This is a genomic window from Flavobacterium sp. (genome assembly GCF_031411595.1).
Lineage (GTDB): Bacteria > Bacteroidota > Bacteroidia > Flavobacteriales > Flavobacteriaceae > Flavobacterium.
In genome coordinates this window covers 1-16,088 of record NZ_JANOBI010000033.1, presented here as the reverse complement: position 1 = coordinate 16,088, position 16,088 = coordinate 1, and the positions used below count along the sequence as shown (strand labels likewise).

The 16,088-nt window shown below is 38.1% G+C and carries 14 protein-coding genes and 1 riboswitch; of the genes, 4 read left to right on the top strand and 10 right to left on the bottom strand.

All coding sequences use genetic code 11. The annotated features are described in order from the left end of the window. The first annotated feature begins 112 nt into the window (after window positions 1-112). Window positions 113-1,582 carry a S41 family peptidase gene (locus RMO03_RS07340; RefSeq protein WP_309641447.1) on the top strand — a complete coding sequence of 490 codons (1,470 nt, stop codon included), beginning with the start codon at window positions 113-115 and terminating at the stop codon, window positions 1,580-1,582. Window positions 1,583-1,656: 74 nt separating this feature from the next. On the opposite strand, the gene RMO03_RS07335 is transcribed toward RMO03_RS07340, so the two are convergent. Then, the gene (locus tag RMO03_RS07335; RefSeq protein ID WP_309641446.1) at window positions 1,657-2,769 is read right to left on the bottom strand and encodes a DUF5074 domain-containing protein; all 1,113 of its coding nucleotides are present in this window, start codon (window positions 2,767-2,769) and stop codon (window positions 1,657-1,659) included. 4 nt (window positions 2,770-2,773) lie between these two features. Then, window positions 2,774-4,606, bottom strand: a complete 1,833-nt coding sequence (locus tag RMO03_RS07330) for a TonB-dependent receptor domain-containing protein (protein ID WP_309641445.1) — start codon at window positions 4,604-4,606, stop codon at window positions 2,774-2,776. 28 nt (window positions 4,607-4,634) lie between these two features. Next, window positions 4,635-4,834: riboswitch (cobalamin riboswitch) on the bottom strand. A gap of 83 nt (window positions 4,835-4,917) precedes the next feature. Here RMO03_RS07330 and RMO03_RS07325 point away from each other — a divergent pair. Genes RMO03_RS07325 through RMO03_RS07315 form a run of 3 tightly spaced genes read left to right on the top strand, consistent with a single transcriptional unit; the run spans window position 4,918 to window position 7,876 of the window. Then, a complete protein-coding gene (locus RMO03_RS07325; RefSeq protein WP_309641444.1) occupies window positions 4,918-6,060 on the top strand; it encodes an ABC transporter substrate-binding protein in 1,143 nt (380 codons plus the stop codon). After that, window positions 6,060-7,091 (top strand): iron ABC transporter permease, encoded by a 1,032-nt coding sequence (locus tag RMO03_RS07320; RefSeq protein ID WP_309641443.1) that lies wholly within the window; start codon window positions 6,060-6,062, stop codon window positions 7,089-7,091. Before RMO03_RS07325 ends, RMO03_RS07320 begins: the two co-directional genes overlap by 1 nt. Continuing rightward, window positions 7,091-7,876, top strand: a complete 786-nt coding sequence (locus tag RMO03_RS07315; RefSeq protein WP_309641442.1) for an ABC transporter ATP-binding protein — start codon at window positions 7,091-7,093, stop codon at window positions 7,874-7,876. The genes RMO03_RS07320 and RMO03_RS07315 overlap by 1 nt, the downstream gene beginning before the upstream one ends. 261 nt (window positions 7,877-8,137) lie before the next feature. Here RMO03_RS07315 and RMO03_RS07310 read toward each other — a convergent pair whose 3' ends face one another. The 8 genes from RMO03_RS07310 to RMO03_RS07275 all read right to left on the bottom strand — a co-directional run bounded on the left by RMO03_RS07310 (window position 8,138) and on the right by RMO03_RS07275 (window position 15,888). Continuing rightward, window positions 8,138-10,558: a T9SS type A sorting domain-containing protein gene (locus RMO03_RS07310; RefSeq protein WP_309641441.1), complete on the bottom strand. Its 2,421-nt coding sequence runs from the start codon at window positions 10,556-10,558 to the stop codon at window positions 8,138-8,140. Window positions 10,559-10,726: 168 nt separating this feature from the next. After that, a complete protein-coding gene (locus RMO03_RS07305) occupies window positions 10,727-12,337 on the bottom strand; it encodes a class I SAM-dependent methyltransferase (RefSeq protein ID WP_309641440.1) in 1,611 nt (536 codons plus the stop codon). A 205-nt stretch (window positions 12,338-12,542) separates the two neighbouring features. Next, entirely contained in the window at window positions 12,543-13,652 is a 1,110-nt protein-coding gene (locus RMO03_RS07300; RefSeq protein WP_309641439.1) for an AI-2E family transporter, read from the bottom strand. 24 nt (window positions 13,653-13,676) lie between these two features. Further along, window positions 13,677-13,847 (bottom strand): DUF1328 domain-containing protein, encoded by a 171-nt coding sequence (locus tag RMO03_RS07295; RefSeq protein ID WP_309641438.1) that lies wholly within the window; start codon window positions 13,845-13,847, stop codon window positions 13,677-13,679. Further along, window positions 13,844-14,317: a low affinity iron permease family protein gene (locus tag RMO03_RS07290; RefSeq protein WP_309641437.1), complete on the bottom strand. Its 474-nt coding sequence runs from the start codon at window positions 14,315-14,317 to the stop codon at window positions 13,844-13,846. Before RMO03_RS07290 ends, RMO03_RS07295 begins: the two co-directional genes overlap by 4 nt. Window positions 14,318-14,432: 115 nt before the next feature. Further along, window positions 14,433-14,882, bottom strand: a complete 450-nt coding sequence (locus RMO03_RS07285) for a tRNA (cytidine(34)-2'-O)-methyltransferase (RefSeq protein ID WP_309641436.1) — start codon at window positions 14,880-14,882, stop codon at window positions 14,433-14,435. Between the two features lie 31 nt (window positions 14,883-14,913). Next, entirely contained in the window at window positions 14,914-15,483 is a 570-nt protein-coding gene (locus RMO03_RS07280) for a pseudouridine synthase (RefSeq protein ID WP_309641435.1), read from the bottom strand. Window positions 15,484-15,513: 30 nt separating this feature from the next. Continuing rightward, on the bottom strand, window positions 15,514-15,888 hold the full coding sequence (locus RMO03_RS07275) for a VOC family protein (protein WP_309641434.1): 375 nt from the start codon (window positions 15,886-15,888) through the stop codon (window positions 15,514-15,516). Between the last annotated feature and the right edge of the window lie 200 nt (window positions 15,889-16,088).

Genomic DNA, 16,088 nt, shown 5'->3' with positions numbered 1-16,088 from the left:
AGGTTTTGGTTAATCAATGTAAAGGCAAGACGATGCCCATTTATATTTGTTACAAAGAAGCGAAAATAATTTCTAAATACTTAAATTTACATGCATTTGAATTCAAATCGATATGAAAAAATATGACTGTTGGCTTATAATTTTTGTAGTTATTGGACTGACTTTTCAAAGTTGTGAAGTGCAAAACGACAATGAAGTTCCCAATGATATTGCCGTTCAAAATTTTGTTTGGAAAGGTTTGAATTTATATTATTTATGGCAAGCCGATGTGCCTAATTTAGCCGATTCGAGGTTTAATAACCAATCTGATTTGAATCAATTTCTGTTTGGATATTCCGATCCTAAAAACTTATTTCAAAACTTATTGAACAAACCCAAAAGTATATTTCCAAATCCCGGTGAAGCGATTGATCGTTTTAGTGTGATTACCGATGATTATTATGAGCTCGAAGGCATACTTGCCGGAACAACAAAAAACAACGGTGCTGATTTCGCTTTGTATTATAAAGATGATACGCAAACAGCAGTTTTTGGAGTGGTTCGTTATATTCTACCCAATTCTGATGCAGCTTCAAAAAACGTTATTCGAGGCAATATTTTCTATGCGATTGATGGCGTTGCATTAAACAAAAACAACTACAATGCTCTATTAAGTCCGGATACTTATACTTTAAATTTTGCGGATTATGACAATGGTAACATCACACCAAATGGTCAATCAATAAGTTTAACCAAAACTATTATTTCTGAAAATCCTGTATTGATTTCTAATGTCATTAATTCCGGTTCACATCGCATCGGTTATTTAATGTACAATGGATTTTACCCCAATTACGAATCGCAACTCAATGCAGCGGTTGGCAATTTGAAAGCACAAAACATCACCGAACTGGTGTTGGATTTACGATACAATTCCGGAGGATCCATTGCAACGGCAACTCGTTTAGCCAGCATGATTACAGGGCAATTTCCGAATCAAATTTTTGGAAAAGAACAATGGAATGCTAAATTGGAAGATTATTACAGCGCGAATAATCCGAGTACACTATACAATTTATTCACTACAAGACTCGGAAATAACGAAGCCATTTCGAGTTTGAATTTAACCAAAATCTACATTCTGACTACAAAAAGCACGGCTTCCGCGAGCGAATTAATCATCAATGGATTGAAGCCTTATATTACTGTGATTCAAATTGGCGATGTGACCGTTGGAAAAAATGTTGGGTCGATTACGCTATACGATTCACCTTCATTTTCAAAAGAAGACATCAGCACAAAACACCGATATGCGATGCAGCCTTTGGTTTTGAAAATTGTCAACAAAGTGGGTTTTGGCGATTACACCAATGGGCTTTTGCCCGACATCGTTTTGAAAGAAAATTTTGGGAATTTAGGTGTACTAGGAAATACCGATGAACCTTTATTAAACCAAGCCATCAACAGCATTATCGGAAGCGGAAGAAGCATTCCAAGCAATCGAATGAAAAATTTCAAAACACTTCAAGACACACGAATCATCACGCGTTTGAAAAGCGAAATGTATATTGATGAAATTCCGAGTGGAATGCCATCGAATTAAAAAAACACAACCCGAATTTCACTCATTATCGCAGATTCTTTTCGTGTTAATGAGTGAAATCCATGTTGCAATTTTTATTGATTAAAATAAAATCCTGCAGGAATAATCCCAACGGTATGCGATTTTTCTAGTGTTCCCAACGGGCTGGAACCGCTTAATTCACCCAAAGAATAAATATGAACTTTGCCATTATCAATATAATTTCCGGCATCGCCTACATAAATATGATTGTTTTTAATCGCCAAACTATACACCCCATAAACACCTTGATCTGTCGTAGAAAAAGCTGGAGTCGTTGGTAAAACCGTAGCATTCAATGCCATTTTATAGATTCCGGAATCTATTGTAAAATAAGCATTCGCTCCATAAACTGTCATATTGGACGGATGTTGCGTATGATCTGTGAATGAAAAAGTGGCAGCAACTGTATTGTCTGATAAGTTCACTTTCACAATCTTCCCTGCAGTTTCTGATGGTGCAAAAGAAGGTTTTCCTCCACAAGAAATCCAAAGACTGCCATTGTCGATTTGCATTCCGTTCGGAACATCACCAACAGTAATGGCTGTTTCAACTGTGTTCGTGCTCGGATTAATCACCGTTATTGTTGTTCCGTAACCATAACCACCATTTTGTGCAACATACAATTTACCCGCATTCTCGATAATCCGTTCCGGGCCTTCAGCAACCGGAATTGATGCTGTAACTGTGTTCGTCGATAAATCGATAACTGCAACAAAATCATCATCAGTATCTGTCGGATCACCCCAATTAGTAACATACCCTTTTCCGTTGGCAAAAGCAATATATCGCGGATTCTCTAATCCAGACGTTATCGAACCAACATTCGCCATGGTATAACGGTTTACAATTTGAATTTTTGGCGTGTTGTTCAAAACTACATACGCCAAATCATTGTGAAGTCCGATATCTTGACCAACATCACCTAGTGTTATTGTTGGGTTTACTAATGAAAAAATAGTATTCTCTAACGTATTCAAATCGAAAGAAATATAAGATATCGCGGCATCATTATGATTGAATCCACCTTGGTTCAAAACCAAAACGCCACTGTCATAATCTCCCAAAGGAATATAACTCACTGGTTTCGTAGTATCATCATCGGGCGAACACGATACAAAAAATGAAGTGCTGACTAAAGCTACTAAAAATAATTTACTGAATTTCATTGTATTAAAATTTAAAGGTTAGATGTAATGCATAATTTCTTCCAGGCATGGGCCTTTGCGCCACGCTTTGATAGTTTTCGTTCCAAAGATTCAAGATTTGAAAGCCTAGTTGGTAGGTTGTTGTTGTTCCCAAATGATAATCCATTCCGAAATTGGAAACCTGATATCCGTTTTGAAAATATTGATTATCGGGTGACGTATAGACATATCCGGTAAACAAATACTGGTAATATCCCGTGAGTTTTTTATAAGTATAAGCCAAACTCGATGTGAATTTATGAAACGGAACATAGATTAATTGCCGCTCAGTTTCGCTGTTCTGGGAAATGGTATAAGCATAATTCGCATGAAAAGCGAGGGTGTGATTGATCGTTTTCTTTTCGTAACGCAACATCAATTCAGCACCGTAAGCGGTTACTTCATCAACATTATTGGGACGCCAATTGCCTCCTGCTCCGGGTTTCCATTGAATAAAATCTTCCATTTTCATCCAATAAGCAGTCGCTGTAACGAAGCTGTTTTTAAATTGGAAACGCTGCCCGATTTCACCTTGATACGAACTTTCAGGTTTCAAATCCGGATTGCCTAATCCAACCCAATACAAATCATTGAACGTTGGAATTCTGAAATTTCTGGAGACATTCAATTTCAAAAGATACCATTTTGTGACTTCATATTGACTACCAAATGACCATAGAAACGGACTTTGATAAGCAGCAGTAGCTTCTTTTCTAAAGCTCAATTCATACAGCAATTTTTTAAAAACCTGATGTTTCATAAGCAATGACGCCGATCCGATGCTGCGAACATTTTCACCAATCGATGTGCCAATGCCTTTCGTTTGGGAATAATCTAAAATCGCATCGAAGTTTATTTTTTGATTGATTTTAAAACCCAAATCGTAATTAGCAATAAAGGTTTCTGCTTTGGATTTTTCAAAATTGGTCGACGCTGCATTGGTAAAATAACGATACTGTTCACTCAAGAAAGCGACTTTCAATTTAGAAGAAAAGCGATTGAAAAACCCATGCCATTCGACCAAATTTCGCATATTCAAATCCTCGTATTTGCTTTTGGATGTGGATGCCAATGTGCCCGAGAAATGTCTTTCGCTTTCAAAAAATTGACTGTACATTTTTAAGAAATGAAACGCATTGATTTTATAACCAAAAGCCACATTCATGCTCGTATTATAAAATTGTCCGTTCTCGTTTTTCTGGTTGTCGGTTCCTAAATATTTGTAATCATTTGACGAACTATTTCTTGAAATACTGATTTGAGTAGCTGTTTTTTCGTTAGCTACATTCACTTTATAATTCGCACCAAACGTATTAAAACTGCCATACGAAAGAAACAACTCGTTTTGAAATTGGTTTTTAAACGTCAATTCGTTATTCAAATGAATGCTTCCGCCAATCGCGCTGCTCCCGTAAATGACACTTCCACCACCGGCACGAACCGTAATATTTTCAAAATCTTTGGTGGTAATCGTATTAAAATCAGTTAACCCGTTGAGTTGCGAATTGATGTTGATGCCATTCCAAATCACGGCGGTTTGTTGTGCAGTGGTTCCTCTAAATGATGGCGATGATACCATGCCTAATCCATTTTCTTTGAAATAGATTACAGAATTATAGTTCAATAATGAAGTTAACGATGCCGCATTTTTTTTAATAATCGAATCGCTTAAAACAGCAACCGATTGGGTTTTAGAAAAGTTTTTAAGGTATATATCCGACACAACAACTTCTTTGATTTTGACAATCGTATCCTGTTGCGCACAAATGATTTGGCACAAGAGCAACATCCAAAATAAAAACAGCTTTTTCGCAGTCATAATTTCTGAATCTTTTTCCCGAAGATTCGATATTCGTTACGAAAAAGGCAGGTCTCCTGGCTTGCGTCTTGTTGTTTACCTTCCCATCCCTAGATTTGGAACAGTGGTTTTGTAGTTAACAACAAGCTTAATAGCTTACAGTTGCGGGAACAGCTTAGGTTTTGAACCTAATTCCCTTTTAATGTGATTTGAAATAGTCAAACCACAACCTTAATTCGACGGCAAAGATAGTTTTATCCTTTGGAATTAAAAATAAAATTTGAATTTTAAAATGGATTACCTATACCTTTGCAGCGCTTGAATTAATTTCTATGAAATCTGTTTTGATTAAAATTCCGCTTTTATTTCTATTGATATTCGCCGTCGGTTGTCAGCAAAAAACAACCACTTCAACTGGCGATATACCCAATGGAAGCAACCAAATTGAATACGCCAAAGGGTTTTCAATTGTAAAGCATAACGGATTTTCAATTGTGAAGATTACAAATCCATGGCCGAATGCAACGAAAGCCTACACATACATTCTTCAAGAAAAAAACAGTATTATTCCGGACAGCCTCAAACAAAATCCAATCATTCCCATTCCGATTAAAAAGATTGTCGTCACCTCAACCACGCACATTCCGTCTTTGGAAATGCTTGGTGTTGAAAATAGTTTAATTGGCTTTCCCAACCTCGATTATATTTCATCCGAAAAAGTACGCCATCGCATCGAAGCTGGAAAAATCAAAGAACTCGGAAGCAACCAAAATCTCAACACTGAAGTTTTAATCGACAGTGCGCCCGATGTCATCATTGGCTTTGGCATCGACAACAACAACCCGACTTTAGACAACTTGCAAAAAAGCGGTCTGAAAGTACTGCTCAACGGCGACTGGAACGAACAAACACCACTTGGAAAAGCCGAATGGATCAAGTTATTCGGTGCTTTATACGGATTGGATTCGAAAGCCAATGCGCTATTCAATTCGATTGTAGCGGATTATAAAAACACACTCAAACTCGCCGCAAAAACCACTACAAAACCAACCGTGATGGCCGGAGCGATTTATGAAAATCAATGGTATTTGCCTCAAGGAAACAGTTGGGGTTGTTACTTTTTGAAAGAAGCCAATGCACAATATTTATGGGCGGACAGCAAAGGCACAGGAAGTTTGTCATTGTCATTTGAAACCGTTTTCGAGAAAGCGCAAAATGCCGATATTTGGATTGGCCCTGGGGAATTCGTTACATTGAAAGAAATGCTTGAAGCGAATCCGCATTACGATCAATTCAAAGCATTTAAAAATAAAAAAGTCTATTCATACAGCACCCGAAAAGGTAAAAAAGGCGGGCTTATTTTTTATGAATTGGCACCGAATCGACCAGATTTGGTTTTGAAAGATATTTTAAAAATCACGCATCCCGAATTATTGCCCGATTATCAATTGTATTTTTATGAGCAATTACAATAATGCAACGCAACCAACAACATACGATGCTTTATCTTTTGCTGCTGATTATCGCAGTGTTTTTGTTGGTTTTGGATATCAGCTTGGGCTCGGTCACCATTCCGTTTAAAGAAGTATTCACAAGCTTAACTGGCGGAAAAGCATCCAAAGAAACTTGGGAGTACATCATCATCAATTACCGTTTACCCAAAGCGATTACCGCAGTTTTGGTTGGTGTCGGTTTATCGATTAGCGGTTTGCTCATGCAGACTCTATTCCGAAATCCGTTAGCTGGACCTTATGTTTTGGGGTTGAGTTCAGGCTCAAGTTTGGGCGTGGCTTTGGTCATTTTAGGTGCGGGATTTTTACCCGCTGTATGGAGCAATTTTCTGGTTTCCTCTTACGGCATTATCGTCGCTTCATGCATCGGAAGTTCATTGGTTTTACTTTCGATTTTATTGATATCACAGCGATTGCGAGACACCACAGTAATCTTAATTGTCGGATTGATGTTCGGCAGTTTCACCAATGCGTTCGTAGGGGTACTCTCCTATTTCAGCACCGCAGAACAATTGCAGAAATTTACGTTTTGGTCCTTAGGAAATCTAGGCAATTTATCCTGGAATTCCATTCTGATTCTAACCATTACTGTCATTGTTGGAATGTTGCTAAGCCTCGCCAGCATCAAATCATTAGACGCTTTATTGCTCGGTGAAAATTACGCAAAAAGCCTTGGGATGAACTTCAAAAAATCGCGATTCATCATCATCATGGCGACGAGTATTTTAGCCGGAAGCATTACCGCATTCGCCGGACCAATCGCTTTTGTTGGACTAGCTGTTCCGCACATGGCAAAACTGATTTTTCAAACGAGCAATCATGCGGTTTTGTTTTGGAGCACGTCGCTTTTGGGCATGAGCATTATGTTGTTGTGTGATATGATTTCACAAGTTCCTGGCGGCGATTTTACATTGCCAATCAATGCGATTACTTCTATAATTGGTGCGCCTATGGTTGTGTGGCTATTGGTGCGCAAAAGAAAAATGATGGGCTGATGGAAAACAATATCATTTTAAAAACACAGCACTTAAGCATTGGATATTCGAATCCAAAGGAAGATCATTGTATTGCTTCTGAGGTGAATGTAACTTTGGAAAAAGGAAAATTAATCGCACTCATTGGCGCCAATGGTATTGGCAAATCTACATTATTGCGCACATTGACGGGCATTCAAAAACCACTTTCGGGCGATATTCTTTTGAATGAAAAACCATTAAACCAATTCGAACCGCTCGCACTCGCGCAGCAAATGAGTTTGGTATTAACCGAAAAATTACCACCAAGCAATCTGACAGTTTATGAATTAATCGCACTCGGCAGACAACCTTACACGAACTGGATTGGCAAATTATCCGACCTTGATAAAGCAAAAATAAACGAAGCGACTGCCTTGACGAATGTCAGCGCATTGCTTTCCAAAAAACATTACGAAATCAGCGATGGGCAATTGCAAATCGTTTTGATTGCACGCGCTTTGGCTCAGGATACGGGTTTAATTATCCTTGATGAACCGACGACACATCTAGATTTGATGCACAAAATTTCATTGTTTCGATTGCTCAAAAAACTCACACAGGAAACGCAAAAATGCATCTTGTTTTCGACACATGATATCGATATGGCGATTCAATTGAGCGATGAAATAATCGTGATGACTTCGGGAAAATGTGTTCAAGATCAACCTTGTGAGTTGATTTCAAAAGGCATTTTTTCAACTTTATTTGATGATGAACATATTACTTTTGATGTTGAAAAAGGGAAGTTTATTATTAAAAATTAAGGTGTTAAAACTTCGGTAGCACAAAACGTAGCCATTGCACTTGTTGTCTGTTAGCTTCGGGTTGTGTTATTTATTTAACATTTCATGCTTTCATAATAATGATTAGCTAGATATTCTAAACATCGAGCAAGTATAGAAAAGGATATTACTTTTGAGGAATATTGATATGATGAAAAGATCCAAGTACTAAAAAGGAATTGAAAACTAGAATAATAAAAAACTCCCAAGTGAAAGATTGGGAGTTTTTACTTTAATTAATTATTACTCTTTACTTATTTTGCAAGTAAATAAACCTTTACTTGTTTTTATTCTTACTAAATACAATCCGGTTTTTAATGATTCTATATTAATGGTAGTGTTGTTTCCATTTTGATGATAGATATTTTTTCCGGTCATATCATATAATGTTATTTCATCAACAGCATATAAAGAAGATATACTGAATGTGTTTTTTACTGGGTTAGGTGAAACAATTATGGCACTATAATCCGCATCGGCATTATCATTTACTGTCAATGCATCCGCTGTTCCATAATATTTACCAAACAAACCGCTCATCGACTGATATACAATGCAAGGAACATTATTAGTGCCAATAGAAATTTTTTCTCGTGTTGCTTCCCCTGCAGAAAAAGCGACCGGACCAACATTCTGCCAAGCATTGTTGGCGAATTTTTTCACACTAATCATTTTTCTATAATCATCTATTACATCATTATAAACTACATAAAGATCATTGTTGTTGTCAATAGCAAAATCCAATCGAGAACAAATACCTGCCGTAAAAGTTCCCTCGGCGATTATTTGCCAAGTCCCTGTAAATTTTTCAACAGTGGGTTTAAAATTAAAATCAGAAACAAAAGCTATATAAGGAATATTGTTGTTGTCAAAAGCAATAATCGGAGATAATCCACCTTCAAAAGTAAAACCGGCTCCGCCTACTATTTGCCAGCTCCCAGCAAATTTTTCAACGGTAAACCGATTGCTTGCGCCATAATCTTCAAAAACGATGTACGGAATGTCATTCTGGTCAAATGCCATGCTGATCTGATCTGCTTTGGCTGGAGTAAAATAGGGATTACCTTCATTGACCCAAGCCGTACCGTTAAATTTCATCACAGAACAGCGCGGATTGTCTGCCAGAGAATTACCGCCGCGATAAGCAACGTATGGGACATTGGCACTATTAATCTTAAAATCAAATTCGGTATAAGTTCGACCCGAAAAATTTGCCAATCCAACAAGTTCCCATGCACTTCCGTTAAATTTAGCTACCGATATCCTAAAGGATGAATCAACAGCAACATAAGTTAAATAGGCTACATAAGGAATACCGTTACTATCAATTTCAATTTCGGCATCATAATCTATTCCGGCAGGAGAAAATCCCGGCGATCCAACATATTCCCAGCTCGTTCCATTAAATTTTTTGACACTTAATTTATCGTCATAATCACGGTCTTTATAGGCAACATAGGCAACATTTTGACTGTTCAGCGCCAAATCAACACCCAACCAATCCGTTACAGAATTAGGTTGTGCTGCAAAACTTTCCTGGCCTAAGATCTGCCAAGTGTTTCCATTAAGTTTTCTAACGGTAGCAAAAGCTGCATTTCCATCATCCCGGCAGGAATAATAAGGCACATTGTCCTGAAAAGCGATACTGATACTATTAGCCTGACCTTCGGTAAACATTTCAGGACCTACTGTCACCCAATTTCCATTTTCATATTTTTTTAAAGAGCCTTTTCCAATGACCGTTTGTGGATCTAAAAAGGCTACATACGGGATATCGTTGTTAATGGCAATTGCTCCGTCGCTTCCTGCAAAAGAGATTCCTCCGCTGCCCAATAATTCCCAAGTTGACCCATTAAATTTCCTCACCAGGAGTGAATAAGAGGTAGCATCTTTGTAAACGATATACGGATTGTTTTGACTGTCAAAAGCAATAGGGACAAGAGTTTGAAAGTAACTGATGTATTGCGTAACAAAATTTGTAGTACCTACTTCTTGCCAACTTAGCCCATCAAACTTTTTAATGACAATATTCATCGTATTGCCAGTAGCTGATGGCACATAGGAAACATAAGGCACATTGTTGGCATCTAGTGCTAATGCTGTTGTATTGTTATAGACATTTGTGGCGACTGAAGGACCGACAGTGACCCAACTTGTACCGTTAAATTTCTTAACCACGCCACTTGCCGCTGAAGTATCTCCGGTTCCTTTGTAAAAAATATAAGGTGTGTTATCACTAGCCATGGCAATTCGGTGTGAACTCGTAGTACCGGTAGTGGCAACGTTACTTCCAACATTTACCCAATTATTGTTTTGATATTTTTTGACCAATCCACCAAAAAAGAAGATATAGGGAATATTATTGCTGTCAACAGCAATATCAAAAGCTGAAGTCTCAGCCGTTGTAGTTGAATAAAAACCATAGCCTAACTGCTCCCATTTAGTTCCGTCAAAGCGGTTGACTACAAGCTTTTCTTTAGAAGCAAATTGCACTATTTCCAATGAAATTTGATAAACATAATTATTCCGCGCCACCATTTTGGTTTTATAAACGGATTGATAGGAAGCCTGATTAAAATCGTCAGTTTCCATAGGGCGCCAGATTTCTTGTGAAATAATTATGGTTTGTGTCAATAGTAAAACAAACAGAAGTTGTATTTTCATTTCAATTTTTTTAATTTTTTTTAAAAATAAGATAAATTGATGTATTACTAAAAGTAATTGTGTAATTTTCATTACGCTTTTTTTCCAATCAACTCGGAGCTAACAACATTATATGTCTTATATGTTAACTTTTATCTTATACAATATAAGGCTTAATATGATTTAGAATTATTGACTCTTACCCTTCAACAAATTAATACTAACCGTAGCAATTTCCGAATCCGGAAACTTTCTAAAAACGGCGGCATCGGGAAACAAACCGGCTTCGGCGGCTACTTTGTTAAACGCATCAATTTCAACGATATATTGGTCTGAAAAACCATGCGTCGCATCATAAGCGGTTGCAGCAGTTTTTCCGATATTTCGGGCGGCAACCGCTGGTGGAATCGTATGCAATTCGATGAGTAATAATCCAAATTGACTTACGTAGGGTGACCATTTTTGTAGGTGCTCTAACAAATTATCTTCGACTTGTTCGGTGCGGATTAATTCACCACGATGTGCAAAAGCGCCTGTAGATTTGCTCACTCGATCTGGCGTATTGTGCTTCGGATTTTCCCAAATACGATTGTGATCTAAGAACGTGCGCACGTTGAGCAAGTCTTTGAGATTGATCGCGTAATTTTCCATCAAATCATCGGCTAGTAAATCGGGTCTGCCGATATCGCCCCAAATGACTTTAGCCCAAATATCGGCTTTGATTAGATTGGCGCGTGTAACTTTTAAAGCCGCTTGGTTATAATCGACACCGACTAAAAATAACGGGTGTTCGTCGAGCATTTTGCCGCGTAAGGTTTGCCTGTCGATGACTTCAAAAATATGTTGGATGAACGCACCGTTGCCGCAACCCATATCGAGGATGCCTTTGGGTTGTTTTTCGATCGGTTTGTTGAAAAGTTCGATTAGAATTTCATCGACGATTTTGAAATAGGTTTCGTGTGCGCCACCGCTTCCCCAGACATTCATCTCACGATCCACGTGGATTTCGTCACTGCCATCGGGTTGCATTCTGAGAATGGATGGATTTCCGAACATCTGTTCTTCGATCTTGGCGAAAGTGGGCAAATACGAAACTGTTACGCCGTAAGCTGAAGCACGTTTGGCGAAAAACAAGCCGGTTTCGGTGAATTGGTAGTTGCCGTTTTTTTCATTAAACCAACCTAAAAACGCAAGAAAGTTTAAAATCTTAACGAACAACTCGGGCGATTTGTGAAACTCTTCAGGGCGGAATGAAATTTCCATGAAGTATTTGTGAAACATGCCGTTCATGCCCAGTCGCACCAGAGTTGGCCCGACCAAATAGCCTTCGATATGCTTCAAAATTTGGTGTTGAATTTCGGCTACCGATTCATCCTTAGAAAAAACGATTCCGTAGTTCTTTTTATATTTTTCAAAAATAAGGTTGAGTTTGTGGAAAGGTGCTTCTTCAAAAAGTCTCGAGTGAAATTGTGTGGAGAAATGCAGCAAATCGACTACATCTTCATACAAATAAAACAATGAAAAAGCGGTTTCACTTTTGGGTGACAACTTAAATTTTATGGTTTCTGCATCGGAATGATATTCGAGAAAACCTTGTGAGCACAGGATTCGCAAACCTACGTGCAGGTAGCCTTTATTGGCTTTGAATTCGGAAGTCAATTCGTCTAGCGTGGCTTCTTTTTTTTCCAATAGGTATTTTAAAATGCCTTTTTTATTTAAAGCTACGGCTACGGGTGCTGTGGCTAATCCGTCGAGGTGTCTGAAAATGGTGCTGCGCAGTTGGGAAGAATTCTTAATCATTTGAAAAGTATTTGATGTCTCACATTTCAAATATATAAAAATTTGTATTGTAATGAAGGGTTGTAGGTTATTGGTTGTGGGTTTACGGGTTGCGTGAGGGATTGCAGCATTATCTGAGCTCTTTTTGTGCTGGCGTTCAGCACAAAAAAGCGAGTGCGGAAAGCCCGACCCTTGTGGTCACGCCCAAAATAAAAATAGTAGTCGACTAGGATTCGGCCTTGCGTTTTTTTCTGATGGTGACGTGCAGAAAGCTTCCTATTTCGGGTTGGTTATCGCCCAATAAAAATCCGAATGGTTTGAGTGGTGTGATTCTGTCGAAGATGACTTTGGCAATGGCAGTGAGTGGAATCGCTAGGAACATTCCGGCTATGCCCCAAATGGCGCCTCCAATTAATACGACCACGATAGAAATTAAGGCGTTGATTTTTACTTTACTCGCTACAATTTTTGGGACGATAAAATTGTTGTCGATAAACTGTACGAATAAATAAATCAAAAACGCCCACAACGCGTCGATTGGTGTTTGGGTGGCAAATGCCATTAGCATTGGGATGCATATGGCTACGATGCCTCCGATGTATGGGATGAAATTTAGCAATGCTCCGATGACACCGATCAATATGGCGTATTCAATGCCCAATATTAGCAGTCCGACCGAGTTGAGAATGGCAACCAAAGCGGCTTCAAAAAGCAATCCAACCAAGTAACTTTGGATGAGTGTTTTGGTTTCAGTTAAAACTTCACCAACAAGTTCTTGTTGGTTATTTTTGAATAGTTCCGCGATGAATTCAAGCAATAACGGTTTGTAGAACAGGATCATAAAAATATATACAGGAAGTAAGAAAAACAACACCAGCAATCCCATAAAAGAAGTTAATGCCGTGCCTATATATGTCGCGCTATTGTTGAGGATTTCAGAACGGGTTTTAGTAATCCATTGGTTGATTTGCTCATGATTCACATTAAAATTAGCGGCAACCCAATTGATGCTGTCTTTAAAAAGGCCCATAAATTTTGCCTTAAGTTCGGGCATGGATTCACTTAAATTCGCTGCCTGGGAAAAAATAAAATAAGCCAAAAGTGCAATCAGCAGCATTGTCGCAGTAACCGCTATGAGTATGGACACAACGCGATTGCATTTCTTTCGGGTTAAAAAATTGACAATCGGGTTTAGCAGTATCGCTATGATTACAGAAAAAATTAAAGGAACGATAATGTCGCCTCCAATATATAATATATAGAAGAATGCTACCAAACCCATCGTAATTAATGAAAGTTTTATATATAATGGGTAATCCTGTATGGCATTTTTCATGGATTTATTTTTTACCTGACATCACTAATTTTTCTTAAAAATCGTAATCGCAAGAATTCCGGTTATGACAACCAACGCAATAAAGGTAAAGAAAATAATTTGAGCAATGTGCGCGGCTCCTGAAGCAATATCGGTGAAGCCGAATAAGGCTGCAACTAATGCAATGACGAGAAATATGGCGGTCCATTTTATCATGATTTCTTAGTTTTTTGGTTAATAATTTTTTTACGTTCGTGACTTATATTCGCTTCTTTCAATGAATGCGAATCTTCAACAGATTCATCATTTTCGGCTAATTTCGCTACATGCTCATAGAATTTTTTAAGCACGAGCAAATCCACTTCATTAATATCCTCAACGGAGACCAATCGATTGTTCGCTAATTCCTGCGCGACAATTAATTCATTCAATTTAAGATGAATGGCAATCGAATCTTTATTCTGACTTCTTTGAATCAGAAACACCATCAGAAATGTGATGATGGTTGTTCCTGTGTTGATCACGAGTTGCCATGTATCTGAAAAATTAAAAAACGGACCCGAAACAATCCAAACCAAAACTACTGAAAAGGAAATGACAAATGCGGATGTACTGCCTGTTGCTCTTGTAACCGCTGCGGACATTTTTTCAAAAGTGGAGCTTCCTTTTTTGTTGTTCTTTTTCATAATCAATAACAGGTTTGCTTTTACAAATTTGAATTTCTTATCGTTATAATGTATTATAGAACGTTTGTAAATATTTGCATTATTCCCATATTAAACGGCACTTGCTAGCAAAGACCTATTTTAAAAGTTGTCTTTTAGCTTCCCCAATCACAAACGCGCAAGCATTGGCCAGATTATAACTGCGCACTAAAGGTGAAATCGGAATTTTCAAATGGTTGGGAAATTTTTGCAGGATTTCTTGACTCAATCCGACACTTTCTTTGCCGAAAACGAGCCAATCGCCATCTTGAAATTGGTTTTCCAAATACGATTTTTGAGCGTGTGAACTCATTAGAAAAACTCTGGATTGGTTTGGAATAACTGCTATCCATTCTTCAATGTTTTGGTATTCTTTCCAATCGAGATGCACCCAATAATCCAATCCGGAGCGCTTGACGTTTTTATCGGTGATTTGAAATCCGAATGGGTGAATCAGATGCAAACGGCTTTCAGTTCCGACGCAAAGGCGGCCGATGTTTCCGGTGTTGTTTGGGATTTCGGGTTCTACTAGTACGATGTTTAACATTGGATTGTTAGATTATTATATTTTTGGATGGTTAGATTTGGAATTCTGGTACTTCAATAACTTGTCCGGATTGTAGGTCATTGAGATGGATGTTTCCTATGCGGACACGAACCAATCTTAATGTTGGAAAACCTACAGCAGCGGTCATTTTTCTGACTTGGCGAAACTTACCTTCATTGACGGTTATCGATGCCCAAGATGTTGGTCCATGGCGTTCGTCTCTGATTTTTTTAGCTCGGGCTCCGAGATTTGGAATCGATTCTAAAATAAAAGCTTGGCAAGGTTTGGTGGTGTATTTCGTTCCTTCAAAACCGATTTCTACTCCGTTTTTTATTTTCGAAATGGCGGCTTCATTGATGATGCCGTCGACTTGCACATAATACTCTTTATCGACTTTACTACTGCAAATAAAATCGCTCACTTTTCCGTCAGTCGTGAGTAAAAGCAAACCTTCGGAATCTTCATCGAGACGACCAATTGCCATGATGCCTTCTGGAAAATCGAAAAAGTCACCGAGCAATTTCTTGTTGCGTTTTAATTCGTACTTGAATTGACTCAGATAACCGTAGGGTTTGTGGATTAGGAAATGGCGGTGGTTCAATTTGGATGATTGGATTATTAGATTGTTGGATTATTGGATTTTGAATTCGGGATTGTAGATGATTCCTATGATGTTGTTCCAGGGATCTTTGATCGTAGCGACCATGATTTCAACGCCGACATTCATAGGTTTTTCATGTTCGGTAGCGCCAAGTGAAATCATTCTTTCGTATTCGGCTTCGACGTTTTCGACACCCCAAAAAGTCAGTACCGTTTCTTCTTTCGAAACGACTGGATTTTCTTCGGGTTGTATGCCCAATTCATAACCCGCAATGTTGTAACCTACATAGAAAGGTTCGTCGAAATAAGGCGTGGTTTCAAAAATGGCATTGTACCAAAGTTTGGCTTTTTCGAGGTCTGACACTTTATAAATGGTGGTTCGCAAACCTAGGAATCTTGATTTCATTTTTTACATTTTTAAGAAAATCAAAGATAATCGAAATAGTTTTTTTTAATGTAATAAATTTTAATGACTATCGGGAAGTTTATACCAAACAAAGAAATTAGATTAATACATAATTTTGCATATCAGATGTTTTCAAAAACTTTGCGTCTTTGCGTCTTTGCGAGAGAAAAAATCATATCCCGCAAAGGCGCAAAGACGCA

Bases quoted from the DNA above. Each gene is read 5' to 3' on its own strand.
- RMO03_RS07340 (WP_309641447.1), top strand. From the start codon at position 113: ATGAAAAAATATGACTGTTGGCTTATAATTTTTGTAGTTATTGGACTG.
- RMO03_RS07335 (WP_309641446.1), bottom strand. From the start codon at position 2,769: ATGAAATTCAGTAAATTATTTTTAGTAGCTTTAGTCAGCACTTCATTT.
- RMO03_RS07330 (WP_309641445.1), bottom strand. From the start codon at position 4,606: ATGACTGCGAAAAAGCTGTTTTTATTTTGGATGTTGCTCTTGTGCCAA.
- RMO03_RS07325 (WP_309641444.1), top strand. From the start codon at position 4,918: ATGAAATCTGTTTTGATTAAAATTCCGCTTTTATTTCTATTGATATTC.
- RMO03_RS07320 (WP_309641443.1), top strand. From the start codon at position 6,060: ATGCAACGCAACCAACAACATACGATGCTTTATCTTTTGCTGCTGATT.
- RMO03_RS07315 (WP_309641442.1), top strand. From the start codon at position 7,091: ATGGAAAACAATATCATTTTAAAAACACAGCACTTAAGCATTGGATAT.
- RMO03_RS07310 (WP_309641441.1), bottom strand. From the start codon at position 10,558: ATGAAAATACAACTTCTGTTTGTTTTACTATTGACACAAACCATAATT.
- RMO03_RS07305 (WP_309641440.1), bottom strand. From the start codon at position 12,337: ATGATTAAGAATTCTTCCCAACTGCGCAGCACCATTTTCAGACACCTC.
- RMO03_RS07300 (WP_309641439.1), bottom strand. From the start codon at position 13,652: ATGAAAAATGCCATACAGGATTACCCATTATATATAAAACTTTCATTA.
- RMO03_RS07295 (WP_309641438.1), bottom strand. From the start codon at position 13,847: ATGATAAAATGGACCGCCATATTTCTCGTCATTGCATTAGTTGCAGCC.
- RMO03_RS07290 (WP_309641437.1), bottom strand. From the start codon at position 14,317: ATGAAAAAGAACAACAAAAAAGGAAGCTCCACTTTTGAAAAAATGTCC.
- RMO03_RS07285 (WP_309641436.1), bottom strand. From the start codon at position 14,882: ATGTTAAACATCGTACTAGTAGAACCCGAAATCCCAAACAACACCGGA.
- RMO03_RS07275 (WP_309641434.1), bottom strand. From the start codon at position 15,888: ATGAAATCAAGATTCCTAGGTTTGCGAACCACCATTTATAAAGTGTCA.